The organism is Pseudomonas sp. HMWF032 (genome assembly GCF_003060885.1).
Taxonomy (GTDB): Bacteria; Pseudomonadota; Gammaproteobacteria; order Pseudomonadales; family Pseudomonadaceae; genus Aquipseudomonas.
Genome location: NZ_QAIG01000007.1, coordinates 1 through 19763, shown reverse-complemented (window position 1 = coordinate 19763; position 19763 = coordinate 1). Strand labels below are relative to the sequence as shown.

Here is a 19763-nt window from a genome sequence, read left to right as displayed (position 1 = left end):
TGCGGTAAACGGCGCGGGTTGGGGTGACATTTTTTTGTCGTTAGAGTTTTTAAGTTTTACGTCGTTGTGATCGGCCAGTGGTTTTGTTCTCTCCTTGAAAGGTATTCCGGCCTTTTTTGGCATACGTGTCGACGGTGGTCGACAGCTGTAGTGAGGATGGAATCATGGCTACTTTGATTGGTGTCGTCAGCCAGGTTATCGGCGAAGTCTATGCAGTAGCTGGCGATGGAACGCGTCGGCCACTCAGTGATGGTGATCGAGTATTTGCAGGGGAGCAGATCGTTACTGGAGTCGCTGGATCTATTGCGGTTGCCATGAGCAATGGACAGCAATTAACGCTGGGGCGTGACAGCAGTCTGAACCTCATCGAGCAGATGGTATCTGCAGGTGGCAATCCGGCAAATTCTGATGCGGATTCGACACCGGCGACCCCGAACGATGGGGAATTGACCGATGTGGAGCAGCTGCAGGCCGCTATTGAGGCTGGCGTAGACCCTACGCTGGAAGGTGAAGCCACTGCGGCTGGTCCAGGCGCTGGTGGTGCAGGTGGTGCCGGTGGCGCAGGCGGTGGCCATTCTTTTGTGTTGCTGGGGGAAACGGGTGGAGCCTTGGATCCGATCATCGGTTTTGCGACCGAAGGTTTGGATAACGGACCGGAGTTCCCAGACCCCGATCCTGTTGATGTTGATGAAGCGCCAGATTTCAGCCCAGCCGTTGATGTGCAGTACGAGGATGTGGGCGGGACTGTTTTTGCAGGACCGGTGGTGGTGGATGAAGAGGGACTGGAAAATGGGAGCAACTCAGCAAGCAATGCTGAGCAGGCCAATGGCAGCATTCTCATCACTTCGCCTGATGGCGTTTCTGCTTTGCAGGTTCAAGACGTTGATGGCAACTGGATAGATGTCACCGTTGGTGGTGTTGTACAGGGCCAGTACGGCACGTTGAGTGTTGATGCAACCGGTAATTGGACATATACGCTGACCGGCAACACGTTCGATCACACCAATCCCAATGCTACAGGCGCTGATGATCAGGTCACTGATCGTTTTGCTGTGCGCGTGTTTGATCTGGATGGTGATGTATCTCCAACGGCCTTTATCGATGTTCTCATCAATGATGACGGACCAGTGGCTTCCGTCAGTGAGCAAGCTGGCGAGTTGCCCTCTGTCCTGGTGGACGAAAGTCTGGAGACCCTGGGCGGTGCCTTGGGCGATGGTGTGGCCTCGGCGGTCTTGAGCGCGGCTGTTGTGCAGTTGCAGTTTTCCAGTGTGTTCGGTGCCGATGGTGCTGCCGCAGGCGATGCCGGCACGGTGTACAGCCTGGAACTGAGTGGGGAGGGTGTGCCGAGTGGGCTGTTTGCCGTCAATGCGGATGCTCCGCAAGGCAAGGGCGAGTCCATCGTTCTGAATCAACTCGGCAATGTCATCACTGGCAGTGCCGGTGGTGTGGATTACTTTACCCTGACTATCGACCCAGTCAGCGGTGCTGTGACCTTGGATCTGCTGGATAACATCTGGCATGACAGCACCACGGATGCCGATGACCGCGAAGTGCTGAGGTTGGCGGAAGATGTCCTGCTGCTGACGCAGACCGTGACCGATGGTGACGGCGACAGCGACAGCGCGTCGATTGACCTTGGCGCTGCCGGGGCATTCAGCTTTGAAGACGATGGCCCATTGGCTCAACTCAGTGAAGAGTCTCGTCAGCTAGTCGCTAAACCGGTGGATGAAAGTCTGGCGGTTCTAGGTGGCGTCTATTCCGATGGCAATGCTTCTGCTGTCCTGAGTAGCGAGATAGTGCAGTCGCAGTTTTCCAGTGTGTTCGGCGCTGATGGTGCTGCCGCAGGCAATGCCGGCACGGTGTACAGCCTGGAGCTGAGCGGGGAGGATGTGCCGAGCGGGCTGTTTGCGGTCAATGCGGATGCTCCGCAAGGCAAGGGCGAGCCCATTGTTCTGAATCAACTCGGCAATATCATCACTGGCAGTGCCGGTGGTGTGGATTACTTTACCCTGACTATCGACCCAGTCAGCGGTGCTGTGACCTTGGATCTGCTGGATAACATCTGGCATGACAACACTGCGGATGCTGATGACAGCGAAGTGCTGAAGTTGGCTGAAAATGCACTGCTGCTGACGCAGACCGTGACCGATGGTGACGGCGACAGCGACAGCGCATCGATCGACCTTGGTGCTGCCGGGGCATTCAGTTTTGAAGACGATGGCCCGCAGGCATGCATCCATTTGAAAGGTCCATGGGCACAGGTCGTACATGATGAAAGTGCGGGGCAGCAGAACTTCTTCACTTCCTGGTGGAAGCCGGGAGACTGGGACAATGATGTCAGCTCAGCTTCTGTTTTCGATGGTGTGAGCAATAAAGGCTCTGACATTGATCCTGCTGGTTTTGCCCGGAGTCTGACGCCAATTGTCGGTACTTTCGGCAGCAGTTATGGCGCGGATGGCAAGGGCAGTACTGTGCTCAGTCTGGAACTGAGCGGTGCCCAAGGCAGTGACTCGGGCCTCAGAACCACCGATGGCAAACCGATCAACCTCTACCTTGAGGGTGCGTTGATCGTGGGGCGTGTTGCCAGTGGCGACGCTGTTGGTCCAGCAGCCTTCGCGGTGGCCATTGGTGGCGATGGTTCGATCAGTGTGGCCCAGTACATGTCACTGAAGCACCCGGCTGGTGGCAGCAGTTATGACGAAGCCGTGAATCTGATTGGCAAGATCAAAGCAGTCGTGACTGTCACCGACGGCGATGGTGACGTGGCAGTGGATAAGGTCAGTATTGGCCATGTGATCGGTTTTGAGGACGATGGCCCGCTTGCTAGCGTCAAACTGATTCAGGGGGCGGTCGTTGTACATGACGAATCGCATGCGCTGCAGAATGCCAGCGCAACACCTGCTGCTCCTGAGGATGCCAATGACCATGACAGTAATGGCGTATCCGGCCTGTTCAATAGTGTGGTCAACAGAGGTGGTGATCTTTCCCCTAAAGGTTATGCGCAAAGCAATGGTCCTTTGGTAAGTACCGCTGGCAGCAGCTATGGCCAGGATCAGGAAGGTGCTACTTCAAAACTCAGCCTGGCGATTGTTGGGGGTAATGGGGTTGATTCTGGGCGTACAACCACTGCGGGTTTCACCATCAAGCTGTACATGGAAAACGACCTGGTTGTCGGTCGTATTGTGGGTGGGCCAGATAATGGCAAGGCAGCCTTTGCTGTTGCCATCAGCGCGGATGGAACGATCAGCGTGGCGCAATATGTCTCGCTGCAGCATCCTACCGGTGGCAGTAGCTATGACGAAGCGATAAGTCTCGCAGGCAAAGTGCAGGCAGTACTGACGGTGACCGATGGTGATGGCGATGTTGCGATCGACAAGGTCCAGATCGGTAGCGCTATTCGTTTCGAGGATGATGGCCCCAGCGCGAACATTAATCTCAAAGGCCCGTGGGTCGACGTCACCCACGATGAAACGGCCGGATTGCAGAACTTCTGGACGACCTGGACGCCCGGTGATATCGGCGATGATGATGTGGCGTTCCTGTCAGCGTTTAACGGTGTGGCCAATAAAGGCACTGATATCACCCCCACCGGTTATGCCAAAAGCACGACGCCTGTAGTGACGACCCAGGGCAGCAGCTATGGCGAGGATGAAGAGGGGGCTACCACCCAGCTCAGCTTGCTGGTCAAAAATGGCAATGGAACAGACTCTGGCCTGAAAACCACTGACGGCCACACCATTACGCTGCATCTAGAGGGTGCCTTGGTCGTTGGGCGTATTGTTGGTGGCGGCGATACTGGCAAGGCTGCGTTTGCGATAGCTATTGGCGCAGACGGTTCATTGAGCCTGGCTCAGTATGTGTCGCTGCGGCATTCGCTCGGTGGTAGCAACTACGACGATGCCGAAACACTAGCTGGCAAGATTCTCGCCGTGGTTACAGTGACCGATGGCGACGATGATGTAGCGGTCGATACAGTTGATATTGGCAGCGTGATCCGTTTTGAGGATGACGGCCCCACCGCTTGCATCAGCCTGGTACGGAATGCGTCTGTGACCCATGACGAGTCAGCAGGCCTGCAGAATGCAGTGCTGACTCCCTCAATTGTGGGGGATGCAGATGATAACGACGTGGCGGATCTGTCTGCCTTGTTCAGTGGTGTAATGCATCCGGGCACTGATCTCGGTACAACCGGTTATGCGCAAAGCGCCACTTCAGTGGTGAGTACGGCAGGGAGTTCTGTCGGCCAGGACGAGGAAGGTGCGACGTCCGTGCTTAGCCTGGCTCTGCAGGGGAGTAATGGGCAAGATTCCGGTCTGAAGACGACTGACGGTTTTACCATTCGCTTGAGTGTTGAAGGCTCACTTGTCGTCGGCCGAGTGGATGGTGGCAGCGAGAACGGAAAAGCTGCCTTTGCCGTTGCAATTGGCAGTGACGGCAAGTTGAGTGTGGCGCAGTACATTTCCATTCAGCACCTTGATAGCGGCAGTGCTGATGAAGCCCGGACACTCAGCGGCAAGATCAAGGCCGTATTGACCATTACTGATGGTGATGGTGATGTCGCGGTGGACAAAGTCGATATCGGCCATGTGATTCGCTTCGAGGATGACGCCCCAAGCGCCGGTCAAACCACGGCTGCGCTTGTGCTGGATGACGAAGGCCTGCTTGGTGGGATCAATGGTGGCCCGGCAGACACCCTAGGAGCCGCTACGAGCACCAGCGGTAATCTGGTGTTTGCAGCAGGGGCTGATGGCTTGAAGTCACTTGCTCTCAGTGGGCCGGCAACGCTGGGCACTGAAACGGTTTCTTCCAGCTGGGATGCCGTGAGTCATACGCTAACCATTAGCAGCTCACGTGGCTCGCTGGTGACCGTTGTATTGACCAATCCCGCTACCGGTGCCTACACCATCAACCTGTTGAAACCGTTGATGCACCCCGCAAGTGGCACTGAGGACAATATCACCCTGAATATTGGCTACAAGGTGACGGACGGTGATAACGACACAGCGACCGGTTCACTGGTAGTTAGTATCGACGATGACACGCCGACCATTCAGGCAGGCTACCTTTCTACCGATTCGTTTGTGACGTATCACGGCACTGATGCCAGCTATGCCAATAGTTATGGCTACTACATCAAGGGCGCCGATGGCACGCCACAGACTGGGAAAGTAATCTGGGCCAATGTGCAGGATCAGGTCGATGGCGATACCTCTAGCCTGGCTGGACTCAACCCGGCCCAAGTCGGCTTCTTCATCATCCCCAATGGCGGCGCCAATAGCGGCTTGATCAATGGTGCTGAACTGACGTTCCAGCAGGTGGCGGGTAAATGGACAGCGTTCCTTGGCTCAACGGCGTTGACCGGTGATTTGGGGGCCAATGTCTTGTTCAGTGATGCCGCCCTCAATCCAGGTGGCTCACACCTGCAGGACAACAGCGGCGTTGGCAATCAGAACTGGGAGGATGTGACCACTGGCTCTGATTATGACTACAACGACGTCAGCACAAATGTCACTTGGGGCAGTGGCTTGCAGCTGCAGGTTGATGAAACACGCCTGGATATTGATGTCAGTGCCAATTTTAGCGGCGTCTTCAATGTGCAGCCCGGAGCGGATGGGCTGCAACGCCTGAGCTACCAATTCGATGTCAACGACAGTGACAGTGGGCTGGTCGATACCCTTACCAATCAAGCCGTGATGTTGAGTGTCAATGAGTCTGGTGTACTTGAAGGGCGCACGGCGGGTAGCGGTGAGCTGGTATTCAAACTCAGCGTTGATACCGCGGGTAAAGTCACCCTCGACCAACAGCGCGCAATTTTTCACAACACAGTAGATCCTGATGAGGCCAGGTTCCTTGGCTTAGGTCATATCTCACTCACCGCCACAGTTTTAGATAAGGACGGAGACTCTGCCAATGCCAGCATCGACCTGGGGGCAGTGATCAGTTTCCGCGATGATGGTCCGCGTTCGACGCCAAACAGCCTTGTGCAATTGGATGACGATGATCTCCCGGCTGGGTTGCCTGGCGGCACTGGCGACGATGGCGTTTCGCCCTTGCAGGGCATTCTCGGGCATGATTTTGGAGCAGATCGCGCGGGCAGTGTGCAGCTGCTTGAAAGTGGAACAGCCCCAGCTGGTTTCAGCTATGTGAAGGATGGTGACGACCTCTTGATCAAGCAGGGCAGCACCGATGTACTGCGTATCGAGTTGGATATCATCACGGGCGAATACCGGGTTATCCAGTTAGCAGCCATTCGCCATGAGGCTGGTAACAACGAGAACAATATCGGCTTTACCTTGAACTACCGCGTTACCGACAAGGACGGTGATTACGCTAACGGTATGTTGCAGATCGACGTGGATGACGACACGCCAACGGCCAGTCATGTCACTGCGGCCAAACCCCTGGACGATGAAGGCTTGCCGGGTGGCATCAATGGCGGTGACGCTGATGTTGCGGAAGCCTTGACCAGTATCAGCGGTTCTCTGGGTTACAGTGCAGGGGCTGATGGACTCAAGAGCATTGTGCTCAGCGGGCCACTTAGTCTGGGCAGTGAAGCTGTTACCTCAACCTGGCATGCAGCCACAAACACGCTGAGTATCAGCAGTGTTCGCGGGCTTCTGGTTAACGTAACGCTGACCAATCCGGCTACGGGGGCTTATACCGTCAATCTGTTGAAACCGTTGATGCACCCTGTTGCGGATACCGAAGACAACATAACCCTTAATATTGGCTACAGGGTAACTGACGGTGACGATGACCATGTTGATGGTTCTCTGGTCGTCACGATTGATGATGACACCCCCACCATCCAGGCCGGCAACATTGATACGGGCTCCTATGTCACTTTCTATGGCACGGATGCGGGTTACGCCAATAGTTACGGGTATTATATAAAAGGCCCTGATGGTTCCCCCATCAGCGGCAAAGTGATCTGGGCAAATGTGCACGATCAAGAGGCAGGCGATACCGCCAGCCTGAATGGTTTGGACCCCAACAGTGTTGGCTTCTTCATCATCCCGAATGGTGGGGTCAACCCAGGCTTGGCTAATAATACTGACCTGACCTTCAAACTGATTGAAGGCAAATGGACCGCGATGCTAGGTGGGAACCCGCTGACCGGCGCAGATGGTGCCAATGTGCTGTTCAGCGCAGCTGGGCTCAATCCTGGCGGTTCACACCTGCAAGACACCAGCAACGCAGGGAATCAGAACTGGGAAGACAAGACTGAAACGTCTGACTACGACTACAACGATGTCAGCACCAGTGTTACCTGGGGTTCATCGTTGCAGGTTGACGAATCGAATTTCGATGTTGATGCCAAGGCCAATTTCAACGGTGTATTCAATGTTCAGGCTGGCGCCGATGGCCTGAAGAAAGTCGATTATGAGCTGACCGTACAAACCACTACCACCGGTCTGGTTGACACGCTCACTAACAAGCCTGTCGTGCTCGGTGTCAATCCTGCTGGCGTAATAGAAGGGCGCGCGGGCACAAATGGTGAACTGGTGTTTACCCTTTCGGTGGATGCTGGCGGCACTGTCACCTTGAATCAAGTGCGCGCGGTAATGCACCCCACCGGTGATGCGAATGAAGCCAAATTCCTTGGCGCAGGGTATGTCAGCCTGAAAGCCACTGTTACTGACGGCGATGGAGATACCCGCAGCGCTAACCTCGACATCGGCAAGGTCGTCAGCTTCAGGGATGATGGGCCATTGGCCGTTGATGACAATCCAACCGAGCTGGTGGAAGGCAGTGCGGCGGCTAGCCAAGTCTCTGGGAGCGTTCTGGACAATGATGCTGCTGGTAATGATGGCGGCAAGGTTTTTGTGGCCTGGGATAATGCTGCCAATGGCGCAGCGATAGCCGAATTGGCCCGCTACGGAACTCTGGTGCTTAACCATGCCAGTGGTGGCTATAGCTTTGTTCTGGACAACAGCGATACGGATGTCATCAACCTGCTTGATGGTCAGACCATCGCCCAGAGTCTGAAGTACAGCATGCGTGATGCGGACGGGGATATTTCTACCGCCAAGCTGACCATCACTATTGTGGGCAATAACAGTGCTCCAGAAATTAGTGTTGATCCGGTGAGTAACCAAGTCTTCGAAGCGGGGCTTGATGGCAGCGGAACTGAAGCATTGAGTAGCAGTGAGTTTGCTGTGGGTACATTCAAGGTCTCTGACCCCGATGGCCTGAGTGAGATCCTGGCGGTAACCATAAATGGACAGGAAATCCTGATCGGCGCTCTGGGCACTAACAACCCAATAATTGGGAATCACGGCACTCTGACTATAACGGCTTACGACACGGAGACAGGTGTTGCGCAATACCGTTATGAGTTGACGGAGCGCACCGAGAATGTACCTGGCCCTGAGCAGGATGAGTTTACGTTGACCACCCGTGACGCATCAGAAACCTCTGCGCCGGCCAAGCTAACTATCGACATTGTCGATGACGTACCGATCGCTAAGGATAATTCGATCTGCGTTCCAGAAACGGGGTTGCCACCGTTCAGTGTCACCCTGATTATCGATCGATCCAGCAGTATGTCTTCCTTGGTAGAGGCCGATATTGACGGTGATGGTGACCTTGATACGGTTTCCAGGTTGCAAGTCGCGAAGCAGGCATTGGTCAATTTGATTGATAGCTATGTGTCGCTGGGTGTACCCGTTAATTTCAATCTCATTGGTTTCAGTAGCAACGCCAGCATGCTTTATGAAGGAAGCAATGCGGCGGCTGCCAAAGCGGCGATCCTTGATCCCGGTCTGAGCCCCAATGGCACGACTAATTACGAAGCTGCACTGAACCTGGCGAAAAGTGATCTTGAAGATGAACTGAGCCCCGGTGGCGAATACCTCCCCGGTTATCAGCACAAGGTCTACTTCCTCTCTGACGGTGAGCCGTACCCAAGCAGTAACGATGCCCCGGCCAGTTGGAAACCCTTCGTCGACAGTAATGGCATTGACGTCATTGCTGTGGGTATTCAAATCCCTGACGGCTCTGATGCGGAAGGAGAACTCAAAGAGGTCGCCAATGGCACTGAAGAGGCCGTGCTGGTGCAGAATCCAGATGAATTATCTGCCGCTCTCGATGCCACTGTGCCTGATCCGGTTACGGGTAACCTGATCACCGATGTGGACGCTGTGGCAGGCGCTGATCTACCAGGAGCTGACGGCCCGGTTACGGTGACACATATCAGCTTCATTGTTGCTGACGCGTCGGCTTACCAGGATGGTAGCGGTAATGATGCCGATAGCGTGGCCAATCTGGGCGCAGGACAGTTTCTGGTCACCTACAAGGTTGAGGGGGGCACGACTGGATTAATTGACACCCCTAAAGGTGGCTTGCTCAAAGTCGCGGGGGACGGGACTTATACCTACAGTGCACCCGCCAATGTCGCAGGGGATAGCCAAGAGGTCTTCACCTATAGCGTCAAAGATACCGATGGCAGCAGTTCTGAAGCCAAGCTGACTGTGTGCATCGAGGATGGTGCACCGGTGGCACGGAACAATACCGTCAGTGTTGAGGAAAGTGGTTTGCGTCCATTCAGCCTCACCCTGATTCTGGACCGCTCAGGCAGTATGGATGATGACGTCATTAAGGCCGATCTGGATGGTGACGGTACTCTGGAAAATACAACTCGGCTGCAGGTAGCGAAACAGGCGCTGGTGAATTTGATTGACAGCTATGCTGCACTGGGTGATCTGGGGCTGCTCAATATCAACTTTATTGCCTTCAGCGAAAATGCCTCATTGCGCTATGAGGGCAATGATCTGCTTGCGGCCAAGCAGGCCATTCTCGATGGTTCTCTGGGGGCCAGCGGCAGCACTAACTACGCTGCTGCACTGAATATGGCGCGCAGTGAGATTGAGGATGAAATGACCCCAGGTGGCTCTGAGTACCTGGCGGGCTACCAGCACAAGGTCTACTTCCTGTCTGACGGTGAGCCAAACCCGAGCAGTGCAGATGCGCCGGATGACTGGCAGAGCTTTGTCGATGGTAATGGCATTGATGTGATTGCCGTCGGGATTCAAATCCCCGACGGCTCCGATGCAGAGAATGAGCTCAAAGAAGTCGCAAATGCTCGCGAGGAAGCTGTACTGGTGCAGAACCCGGCTGAACTCTCTGCCGCGCTCGGTGAGACAGTGCCCGGAACAATTGATGGCAACGTGATTCTGGATGTGGATAGCGTGGCTGGGAAAGACCTACCAGGCAATGATTTGCCTGTGACGCTCACCCAGATCAATTTTGCTGTAGATAATGCCAACCTGACGTTGTTGGCCCAGTATCAGGGGCAGGGCGCTACCTTGGTGGTTGGTTCCACAACCACGATGGTGACTTTCAATGTTCCGGCAAATGGCAGCGATCTGATTATCGAAACCCCATTGGGTGGTACGCTGAGCATCGATAAAACAGGCTCTTATCATTACAGCTCACCAGGTAACGTTGTCTCAGGCGTACAGGAAGTTATTACCTACACGATTGCTGATAGCGATGGTGATGCTTCCAGTGCAGATCTGATTATCAATGTAACGGACAGTGTTCCCCTTGCAGTCAATGATGTTCGCAGTCTGAACGAAGGTCATTGGGCCGTGGGTATTGGCAATGATCTCTACTCGGCAGTGTTTGAGGTAGACGGCAGCTGGAGTGTTACTCCAGTGTCTCAGTCCCTGACAGGTGGTGATATTTCCAACACACCCAACGGTGGTCAGAAATCCAGTGATTCGTCAGGGTTTACTGTCGTTGCAGATACGGCTCATCCAGTTGAGATACGTTTTAACGCCACCGTTAATGATTTCAACAGTGCCGACCGTTGGCAGGCTCAGGTATTCAAAGTCGGTTCTTCTTCTCCTGTTGCTGAGCTGCTGGGGCAGACTGGTAGTGTGGCGAACAAAACCATCGGCGGGATAACCGAGTCTGGAGCCTATTACGTAAGGTTTACAGTGTTCGATAACTCCACCAGTAACCGTGCGGATCTTGATATCAGTAGATTCTCTTACAGTAGTTACAGTTACACCCAGCCTAGTACTCAAACAGTGAACGTTACTGCACCGGCACTGATGTGGGTCGCAGCCATGCTGAGTGGCAATCTACTCGCCAATGACCAACCCGGTGCCGATGCAGGTCTCAAGGTCACTGCCGTTGACGGTGTTGCAGTTGTGGTCGGTGGGGTAAGCATTGCTGGGGACTACGGCACGCTGCAAATAGCCTCTAATGGCCAGTACACCTACACACAGCATCAGCAGGACTACCACACAGGTGCATCGGACAGTTTTTTCTACAGCATTGTTGATGCTGATGGCAGCACGTCCAGTGCGATACTGACCATTAACCTGGTGGATCATAATTACCCTGCAACAGCTTCGAACAGCAGTGATTTCATTGGGGGTGAGGATGTCAATGACACCCTGAATGGGCTGAACGGCAACGACATCGTCTATGGCGGCGCTGGAAACGATACCCTCAGTGGTGGTTCGGGCAATGATCACCTGGTAGGAGGCGCTGGAGACGATATCCTCAACGGTAATGACAACAACGATATTCTTGAAGGCGGTGCTGGCGATGATCAGCTCTATGGCGGCGCAGGCAGTGATGCGCTACTCGGAGGGGCCGGTAATGACAATCTGCTGGGCGATGCCGACGATGACATTCTGATTGGAGGTCTGGGCAACGACACACTGACCGGTGGCGCCGGCAAGGATGCTTATGTATGGCGCGCTGGAGAGGAGGGTGGTGTGGATCGGGTGTTTGGTTTCTCGGTCGACATTAACGGTATCGGTTCTGACATGCTGGATCTTTCAGACCTGCTTTCGGGACTCCCAGATCAGCCCGGAGCCAGTGCATTGAGCAGCTACCTGAGTTTTGGTTTTGCCAGTGGCAGCACGACAATCAGTGTGGATAAAGCTGGTGATGGAGGGGCTGTCGATCAGACGATCGTGCTTGAGGGTGTGGATCTATCCAGCAGTGCGTATTACGGCAGTGCAGACACCGCGGCCATTATCAGTGGAATGCTCGATGACAATGCTTTGAAAGTAGCGTGATAACCAGGTCGGGTGTTGGAACAGATTTGACACCTTCATGAAGACTTCCGCCACTCTGACCGGTGGCGGTTTTTTATCCCATGTGTTTAAGGGGTGTTTGAGTAACGCTCGGTCTAGCTGTGCAGTTTTTGTAAATATCCCACCACGTCGGGTGCCCCGGCCAGACGCAGGCCTTCCCCCAAGGCAGTGGCTTCGGCTGAATGTTTGGGAAGAAGAAGGAACTCCGGTGACCCAGGACCGCCAAGTTGTGACAGGCGCGCATAAGGCAGGCCGTTATCCAGCAGCAGGGCCATAAAGGCGGGGTCACTCCAGGCCGCATTGGGCATGGCCAGTACATGATAGCGCTGCTGTAGGCTGTTCAGACCTTGTTCGCTGAGGTGGTAATGACTGATCACCGCAGGCAAGTTGACCTCAAGCTCGCGTCGCCGCGCATAGGCAATCGCACAGGCGAAGGCCTCATTGTGGTGATCGCCAGTCCAGAACACTCGCTCACCGCGCCAGCTTGCCTGGCTCAGGCTGATGCACTCACCGGCTAAAAAACGCGGTAGTGCGAGGCTGATGGTTTTGACGAAATCCTTGTAGCTGATGATGCGAATTTGGCGACAGCTCTCGCTGGCGGCAAAGGTTTCGAAGCTCTGCTGCTCGGCTTGTTGTGGGCTGCAGGTGGAGAGGCCATCAATCAGGCGTAGATCGAAGGAGCTTAATGGCTGCTCATGGACTTCTACTACGCGCACGAGCATGGCGTGAGCCTGTGCCTTGTCTTCCTGAACCGGTCCGGACAACGCACTGCGGGGCAGATCGACCAGGCGATGCAGCTGCGGAGCGTTTTGCCAGCAGATGTTTTGGCGTGGGACAGGCAGGGGGCTAAAGGGGAGGCGTAGGTGGCTGGCACGTTCAAGTATCTGGCGTTGCCCGCGACCAATAAGGCCTAGCCGTTGCGCCAAAGCACCAAGGCGTGAGCTGAGGGTAGAAGGCTGCTCAGACAAACTCATGGCCAGGTACAAACTCCATAATCACCGTAAGCAGTTTGGCAGACGCTGCAAGGCGCTGCACAGGCTTTATCGGCGGTTTGGGCAGGTATTTTAAGGTTTATATAGCATGGGTGACGGTCCGACAGGACGCCGCAGGTGGTACCAAGAAGGGATGCCGGCCATTTTTTACCGGGCAGGCGCACGGTGTGTGGCAAGATTGCTGCAGTCAGTTGCAAAGGTGCCTCCATGCCCAGTCTGGTGTTTGATATTGCGTTATCGGCCGAGCGCTTGCGCGTGGTTTATCAAGGGCGTGCCAACCGGATATTAGTGCAAAGTCGCGACGGGCGGAGTGTCAGTGTGCCGGCTCACCATTTCCGCCCCTTTCTGACCCATGACGGTGTCTATGGTTCCTTCGAACTTGAGTTCAGCTTGTCCGGTGAGTTACTCAGTCTGCGCCGCCTGGGCTGATCTGGGCTGATAGTGCCGTGTGCCTCGCCTATCAGCTACGCAGGCGGCTATAATCGCGGCCTTTGTAACTTTATCGAGCTAAGCCTGCCCATGTATACCCTGGCCCGCGAGCTGCTGTTCAAACTTTCCCCCGAAACCTCCCATGAACTGTCCATCGACTTGATCGGTGCCGGTGGTCGTTTGGGGCTTAACGGCTTGGTGACCAAGAGCCCAGCCGCGCTGCCGGTCAAGGTGATGGGACTGGACTTTCCCAATCCGGTCGGTTTGGCGGCTGGCTTGGACAAGAACGGCGACGCCATTGATGGCTTTGCACAATTGGGCTTCGGTTTTGTGGAAATTGGCACCGTAACGCCGCGTCCGCAGCCGGGTAACCCCAAGCCACGTCTGTTCCGCTTGCCTGAGGCTGAGGCGATCATCAATCGCATGGGTTTTAACAACCACGGCGTCGATCACCTGCTGGCCCGTGTGCAGGCAGCCAAATACAACGGCGTGCTGGGCATTAATATCGGCAAGAACTTCGATACCCCAGTCGAGAACGCGGTGGATGACTATCTGCTGTGCCTGGACAAAGTCTATCAACACGCCAGCTACGTCACCGTTAACGTCAGCTCGCCGAATACCCCAGGACTGCGCAGCCTGCAGTTTGGTGACTCACTTAGACAATTGCTCGAAGCCCTGCGTAAGCGTCAGGAAGATCTGGCTGTCCAGTATGGCAAGCGTGTACCGCTGGCGATCAAGATCGCGCCGGACATGAGCGATGAGGAAACCATCGAGGTGGCCAATGCGCTGATTGAAGCCGGTATGGATGCGGTGATTGCCACCAACACTACCCTGGGCCGCGAGGGTGTGCATGGCCTGGAGTGTGCCGACGAGGCCGGTGGATTGTCCGGTGCACCGGTGCGTGAGAAGAGCACGCACATTGTTCAAGTATTGGCCACTGAGTTGAAAGGCCGTTTGCCGATCATCGCCGTGGGCGGGATTACCGAAGGCAAGCATGCAGCTGAGAAGATCGCCGCAGGTGCCAGCCTGGTACAGATTTACTCAGGCTTTATCTACAAGGGGCCGGCATTGATCCGCGAAGCGGTCGATGCGATTGCGGCGCTGCCGCAAAAGCCTCAGGCCTAAACCTGGGGTCAATAAACAATGGCGTGGAGCCATTTTTAACGTCGCTTCGCGACGGCCCTAAGGGTTGCTCCCATGAATGGCAGGCAATAAAAAGGGCTCCCTAAAGGAGCCCCTGGGCTCGCGCCCGCCGCTCGGATGGAGCGCGCATGGTGAGTCGGTAGGTTCCTGAATCAGCCGACAGCGTGAAGTTCGTTGAGGCGATGGATGCCGGCGGTGCCGGTCATGCCGTCCCAGTTGTCACCGCGCCCTTCGCGCCAGCCGTTTAACCAAGCTTGGCGGACAGAGGGGAGGGTAAATGGACAGAGTTCGCGGGATTTGCCACTGATGCCATATTGATAGCCGCGCAAAAAAGCTCTTTCTAACGGATCACGCTTAAGTCTTCTCATAGGGTGAAGCCCTCAATGTTGACTGTTATGTCCCTTAGACCTTGAAGCAAGGTCAGGCAGAAATGGTCTGCCTACGGAGTCCGCTGCCGGCGTCGCGAGCCTCCTTGCAAGCACCATTGCGGTGCTGGCCTGAGTAGATTTCTAACGAATGCGTGGGGGCCTGTGAATGACCGTTTCGTCATAAGGCCGTAACCTTTTTGCTGGTCAGGCCATAAGCCGCCATGACCAGCGCCTGGATTTTCCGCTGCAGCGCCTATGCTGTGGGCGTATGCGTCGGGTGTGCTGGTGTTGTGCTATCGCGAATGTGTAGCGATTGAGATTGTTGTTTATTCCGACGAAGGGTCGCGTTGCGACGCTTTGTCACTTATTTTGGCCGTGCTGATTTGTCTGCGCGCCGTTGATTGCCTTAGGCACTGGAAACTCCCATGTCGGATCGTTACGAACTCTTCCTCACTTGCCCCAAGGGCCTTGAAGGCCTGCTGCTTGAAGAAGCCAGCGGCCTCGGCCTTGAAGACGCACGTGAGCACACCTCTGCCATTCGCGGTATGGCCGACATGGAAACCGCCTATCGCTTGTGTTTATGGTCGCGCTTGGCCAACCGCGTGCTGTTGGTGCTCAAGCGCTACAGCGTGCAAGACGCTCAGAGCCTGTATGAAGGCGTACTGGAAGTGGACTGGTTCGAACACCTCGAATCCAGCGGCAGCCTGGCGGTGGAGTTCAGTGGCAATGGCTCGGGCATCGATAACACTCATTTCGGCGCACTGAAGGTCAAAGATGCGATCGTCGACAAGCTGCGCCTGAAAGACGGCACACGGCCTTCGGTCGACAAGCTCAACCCGGACCTGCGCGTGCACCTGCGTCTGGATCGCGGCGAGGCGATTCTCTCCCTCGATCTCTCTGGCCATAGCCTGCACCAGCGCGGTTATCGTCTCCAGCAGGGCGCCGCGCCGCTGAAGGAAAACCTCGCTGCCGCCGTATTGATCCGTGCCGGCTGGCCACGCATCGCTGCCGAAGGTGGTGCACTGGCGGACCCGATGTGCGGCGTGGGTACTTTCTTGGTCGAGGCGGCGATGATCGCCGCCGACATCGCACCGAACATGACCCGTGAGCAATGGGGCTTCAGCAAATGGTTGGGCCACGTGCCCGCCTTGTGGAAGAAAGTCCATGCCGAGGCCGAAGAGCGCGCAGCAGCGGGCATGGCCAAACCACCGCTGTGGATTCGCGGTTATGAGGCCGACCCACGGCTGATTCAGCCGGCGCGTAATAACATCGAGCGTGCCGGCATGGGTGATTGGGTCAAGGTGTATCAGGGGGAAGTGGCGACCTTCGAGCCGCGCCCGGATCAGAACCAAAAAGGCCTGGTGATCTGCAACCCACCCTACGGCGAGCGCCTGGGTGATGAGGCCAGTTTGCTGTACCTCTACCAGAACCTCGGCGAGCGTTTGCGTCAGGCCTGCATGGGCTGGGAAGCAGCGGTGTTTACCGGCGCGCCGGACCTGGGCAAGCGCATGGGCATTCGCAGCCACAAGCAATACGCCTTCTGGAACGGCGCGTTGCCGTGCAAGTTGCTGCTGATCAAAGTGCAGCCCGAGCAGTTCGTCACGGGCGAGCGCCGTACCCCTGAGCAGCGTGAACGCGAGCGCGAACAGGCCGAGGTCGATAAGGCACCGCTTGCGCCGCTGGAGCGTCAGTACAACAAGAACGGCAATCCGATCAAACCTGCGCCAGCACCGGCGCCTGTGGTTGAACAGGCGCGCTTGAGCGAAGGCGGGCAGATGTTTGCCAACCGCCTGCAGAAAAACCTCAAGCAATTGGGCAAGTGGGCGCGTAAGGAGGGCGTTGAGTGCTACCGCCTGTACGATGCCGACATGCCGGAATACGCCATGGCGGTGGATTTGTACGGCGATTGGGTGCATGTGCAGGAATATGCCGCGCCCAAGTCGATTGATCCTGAGAAAGCCAAGGCGCGCATGTTTGATGCCATCGCCGCGATTCCGCAAGCGCTGGGCGTCGACAAGAACAAGGTGGTGATCAAACGCCGCGAACGCCAGAGTGGCACCAAGCAATATCAACGGCAGGCCACGCAGGGGCAGTTTCTGGAAGTCAGTGAGGGCGGCGTGAAACTGCTGGTCAACCTCACCGATTATCTGGACACCGGCCTGTTCCTCGATCACCGGCCGCTGCGTTTGCGTATTCAGCAAGAGGCTGCCGGTAAGCGTTTCCTCAATCTGTTCTGCTATACGGCTACCGCCACTGTGCATGCCGCCAAGGGCGGCGCACGCACCACCACCAGTGTCGATCTGTCGAAAACCTACCTGGATTGGGCGCGGCGCAACCTGTCGCTCAATGGCTTCTCCGACAAGAACCGTCTGGAGCAGGGCGACGTAATGGCTTGGTTGGGCGAAGACCGTGGTGAATACGAACTGATCTTTATCGATCCGCCGACCTTCTCCAACTCCAAGCGCATGGAAGGCATCTTCGATGTGCAGCGTGATCACGTGCAGCTGCTCGACTTAGCCATGGCTCGTCTGGCTAAAGACGGTGTGCTGTATTTCTCCAACAACTTCCGCAAGTTTGAGCTCGATCAGAGCTTGGCCGCGCGTTATCAGGTGGAAGAAATCAGCGCCTCGACCCTTGATCCGGACTTTGCCCGTAACCCGAAAATCCACCGTGCTTGGCGGTTTAGCCTGCGCGGTTGAAATCGCCATGCCTTGTGGGCGGGGCTTTTGGCTGCGATTGGGGCCGCCTCCGTAGGGCTTTGTCGCCGCGCGCCTCGGAACGCCCGCGCGACCCAACCTAGGGTTTATTGCGGATCAGCGAACGCAAGGCAAAACGATTCGGATGACAGGCCTGTGCCACATCGACAGGCACGGGCAGCGGTTCGTTATTTAGCCAGGCGGCGATCAACTCGCCGGACAGTGGCGCGGTGATCAGCCCGCGCGAACCATGCCCGCTGTTGATATACAGGCCATCGAGCCACGGGCAGGGTGTGTTGGGTACTTGGCGCGCATCCTTGCTCAGCACGGCATAGGCGTCGGCAAATGCCGTAGCGTCAGCCAGTGGGCCGACAATCGGCAGGTAGTCCGGACTGGTGCAGCGAAACGCGGCGCGGCCTTGCAGGTACTCTGGGTCGAGTTCGGGGGCGTTTAGTTGGCGACTCAGTTCTGGTGAGATTTCTCCCAGCAACTGCAGATTGCTCGCATGATCAGTGCTGTTGAGCGTCAGGTCGTCACTGTTGAAGTCGAAGCTCGCGCCCAAGGTATGTTCGTCTTCGCGTACCGGTGCGATATAACCTTCAGCGCACACCACCGTGCGCAAGGCGCGGCTGGTGGCAGTAGCAGGCAGGCGGGTGATCTGGCCGCGAATACGTTTGAGCGGCAAGTGCGCGGCCTGCTCAAAGCCTTTGATTTCGGCGGCACTGGCCAGGATCACCACACTGGCGCTGGCCAGCAACTGCTCACCGTTCCAGGCGTGCCACTGGTCGTCAACCCGACGCAACTCCAGCGCCTGCTGATGCAGTTGCAGGTCAATGCTGGGCTGCTGACTCAGCCACTGGCACAGCGCCGGCGGATTAACCCAGCCCGCCTCGGGATAAAACAGGCCGCCACTGCTCAGGGCTGTGCCGGCTATATTCTCAGCCTCGGCTTGCGCCAGTTCCAGTAGCAAATCGGCGGGAAAAGCCGCTGCAAGTTGTGCCTGACGCTGGGCTTCCTTGGTATCAAAGGCCAGTTGCAGCACGCCGCAGTTGTCCCAGTCCTGTCCTTTGTGAAGGTGCTCCAGCACACGACGCGTGTAGCCGTAGCCGCTGACAATCAAGCGTGACAGAGCGGTGTGATGGGCGGACAGCTTGAGGTACAGCACGCCTTGCGGATTGCCCGAGGCTTCCTGGGCGATGCCATGGTGACGCTCCAGCAAGGTGACCTGCCAGCCGCGCTGCGCCAGGCTGGCGGCGGTGGCGCAGCCGGCCAGCCCCGCGCCGATCACCAGTGCTGTGCGTGCGCCTGTGACCGTTGTGGGGCGTGCAAACCAGGGTTTTTCTGCCGAGTCAGCGGTGCCGATAAAAGTGCCTTTAAGCACTTCCCATTTTTTTCCCAGACCCGGTACGCGCTTCATCTTGAAGCCGGCGTCATTGAGCCGGCGGCGCACATAACCGGTGCTGGTAAAAGTGCCCAGCGTCGTATCGCCGTGGGACAGCCTGGCCAGTTGAGCAAACAGCTCCGGCGTCCACATGTCTGGGTTTTTCGCCGGGGCGAAACCGTCGAGGAACCAGGCGTCGACCTGGGCGTCCAGTTGCCCGAAGAGGGTCAGCGCATCGCCGATCAGCAGCGTCAGGACGATGCGCCCACCCGCCAGCACGATCCGTTGAAAGCCCGGATGCAGCGCCACGTATTGGGTGAGCAACGGCTCGGCGTAGGGCGTCAGCTCTGGCCACAGCGCCAGTGCGCGCTGCAGATCGGCTTTGTGTAGCGGGTATTTTTCCACGCTGACAAAGTGCAGGCGCGCAGTTGCCGTGGCGTGTTGCTCGAACAGCTGCCAGGCACAGAGGAAGTTCAGCCCGGTGCCGAAGCCGGTTTCGCCGATGACCAGTTGCTGATGAGCCGTCAGCGCGGCAAAACGTTCCGGCAGCTGGTTGTTGGCGAGAAACACATAGCGGGTTTCGGCCAGCGCATTCTCGTTGGAAAAGTACACATCAGCGAACTGGCTGGACAGCGGTTGGCCCTGCTCATCCCATTCAAGGTGTGCGTGCTGGGTGGGGGCTTCTGGGGTGGGCA

Annotated in this window: 7 protein-coding genes; 4 read left to right on the top strand and 3 right to left on the bottom strand. The window is 56.5% G+C overall.

The window, feature by feature from the left end; all coding sequences use genetic code 11:
* Positions 1 to 164 precede the first annotated feature (164 nt).
* On the top strand, positions 165 to 12041 hold the full coding sequence (locus DBR00_RS11115; protein WP_146180688.1) for a retention module-containing protein: 11877 nt from the start codon (positions 165 to 167) through the stop codon (positions 12039 to 12041).
* A gap of 113 nt (positions 12042 to 12154) precedes the next feature.
* On the opposite strand, the gene DBR00_RS11110 is transcribed toward DBR00_RS11115, so the two are convergent.
* Positions 12155 to 13033, bottom strand: coding sequence for a DUF6685 family protein (locus DBR00_RS11110; protein ID WP_108488217.1), 879 nt, complete (start codon positions 13031 to 13033; stop codon positions 12155 to 12157).
* A gap of 225 nt (positions 13034 to 13258) precedes the next feature.
* Here DBR00_RS11110 and DBR00_RS11105 point away from each other — a divergent pair, with 225 nt between their 5' ends.
* The gene (locus DBR00_RS11105; RefSeq protein ID WP_108488223.1) at positions 13259 to 13480 is read left to right on the top strand and encodes a DUF2835 domain-containing protein; all 222 of its coding nucleotides are present in this window, start codon (positions 13259 to 13261) and stop codon (positions 13478 to 13480) included.
* Between the two features lie 90 nt (positions 13481 to 13570).
* Entirely contained in the window at positions 13571 to 14605 is a 1035-nt protein-coding gene (locus DBR00_RS11100; RefSeq protein WP_108488216.1) for a quinone-dependent dihydroorotate dehydrogenase, read from the top strand.
* A gap of 170 nt (positions 14606 to 14775) precedes the next feature.
* Here DBR00_RS11100 and rmf read toward each other — a convergent pair whose 3' ends face one another.
* Positions 14776 to 14991 carry a ribosome modulation factor gene (rmf, locus tag DBR00_RS11095; protein WP_090255928.1) on the bottom strand — a complete coding sequence of 72 codons (216 nt, stop codon included), beginning with the start codon at positions 14989 to 14991 and terminating at the stop codon, positions 14776 to 14778.
* Between the two features lie 425 nt (positions 14992 to 15416).
* Here rmf and rlmKL point away from each other — a divergent pair, with 425 nt between their 5' ends.
* On the top strand, positions 15417 to 17690 hold the full coding sequence (rlmKL, locus tag DBR00_RS11090) for a bifunctional 23S rRNA (guanine(2069)-N(7))-methyltransferase RlmK/23S rRNA (guanine(2445)-N(2))-methyltransferase RlmL (protein WP_108488215.1): 2274 nt from the start codon (positions 15417 to 15419) through the stop codon (positions 17688 to 17690).
* 97 nt (positions 17691 to 17787) lie between these two features.
* Here rlmKL and mnmC read toward each other — a convergent pair.
* On the bottom strand, positions 17788 to 19763 hold a 1976-nt coding region (gene mnmC / locus DBR00_RS11085; RefSeq protein WP_256582992.1), incomplete at its 5' end, for a bifunctional tRNA (5-methylaminomethyl-2-thiouridine)(34)-methyltransferase MnmD/FAD-dependent 5-carboxymethylaminomethyl-2-thiouridine(34) oxidoreductase MnmC.

Coding starts and splice junctions, on each gene's coding strand:
- DBR00_RS11115 (WP_146180688.1), top strand. CDS start 165: ATGGCTACTTTGATTGGTGTCGTCAGCCAGGTTATCGGCGAAGTCTAT.
- DBR00_RS11110 (WP_108488217.1), bottom strand. CDS start 13,033: ATGAGTTTGTCTGAGCAGCCTTCTACCCTCAGCTCACGCCTTGGTGCT.
- DBR00_RS11105 (WP_108488223.1), top strand. CDS start 13,259: ATGCCCAGTCTGGTGTTTGATATTGCGTTATCGGCCGAGCGCTTGCGC.
- DBR00_RS11100 (WP_108488216.1), top strand. CDS start 13,571: ATGTATACCCTGGCCCGCGAGCTGCTGTTCAAACTTTCCCCCGAAACC.
- rmf (WP_090255928.1), bottom strand. CDS start 14,991: ATGAGAAGACTTAAGCGTGATCCGTTAGAAAGAGCTTTTTTGCGCGGC.
- rlmKL (WP_108488215.1), top strand. CDS start 15,417: ATGTCGGATCGTTACGAACTCTTCCTCACTTGCCCCAAGGGCCTTGAA.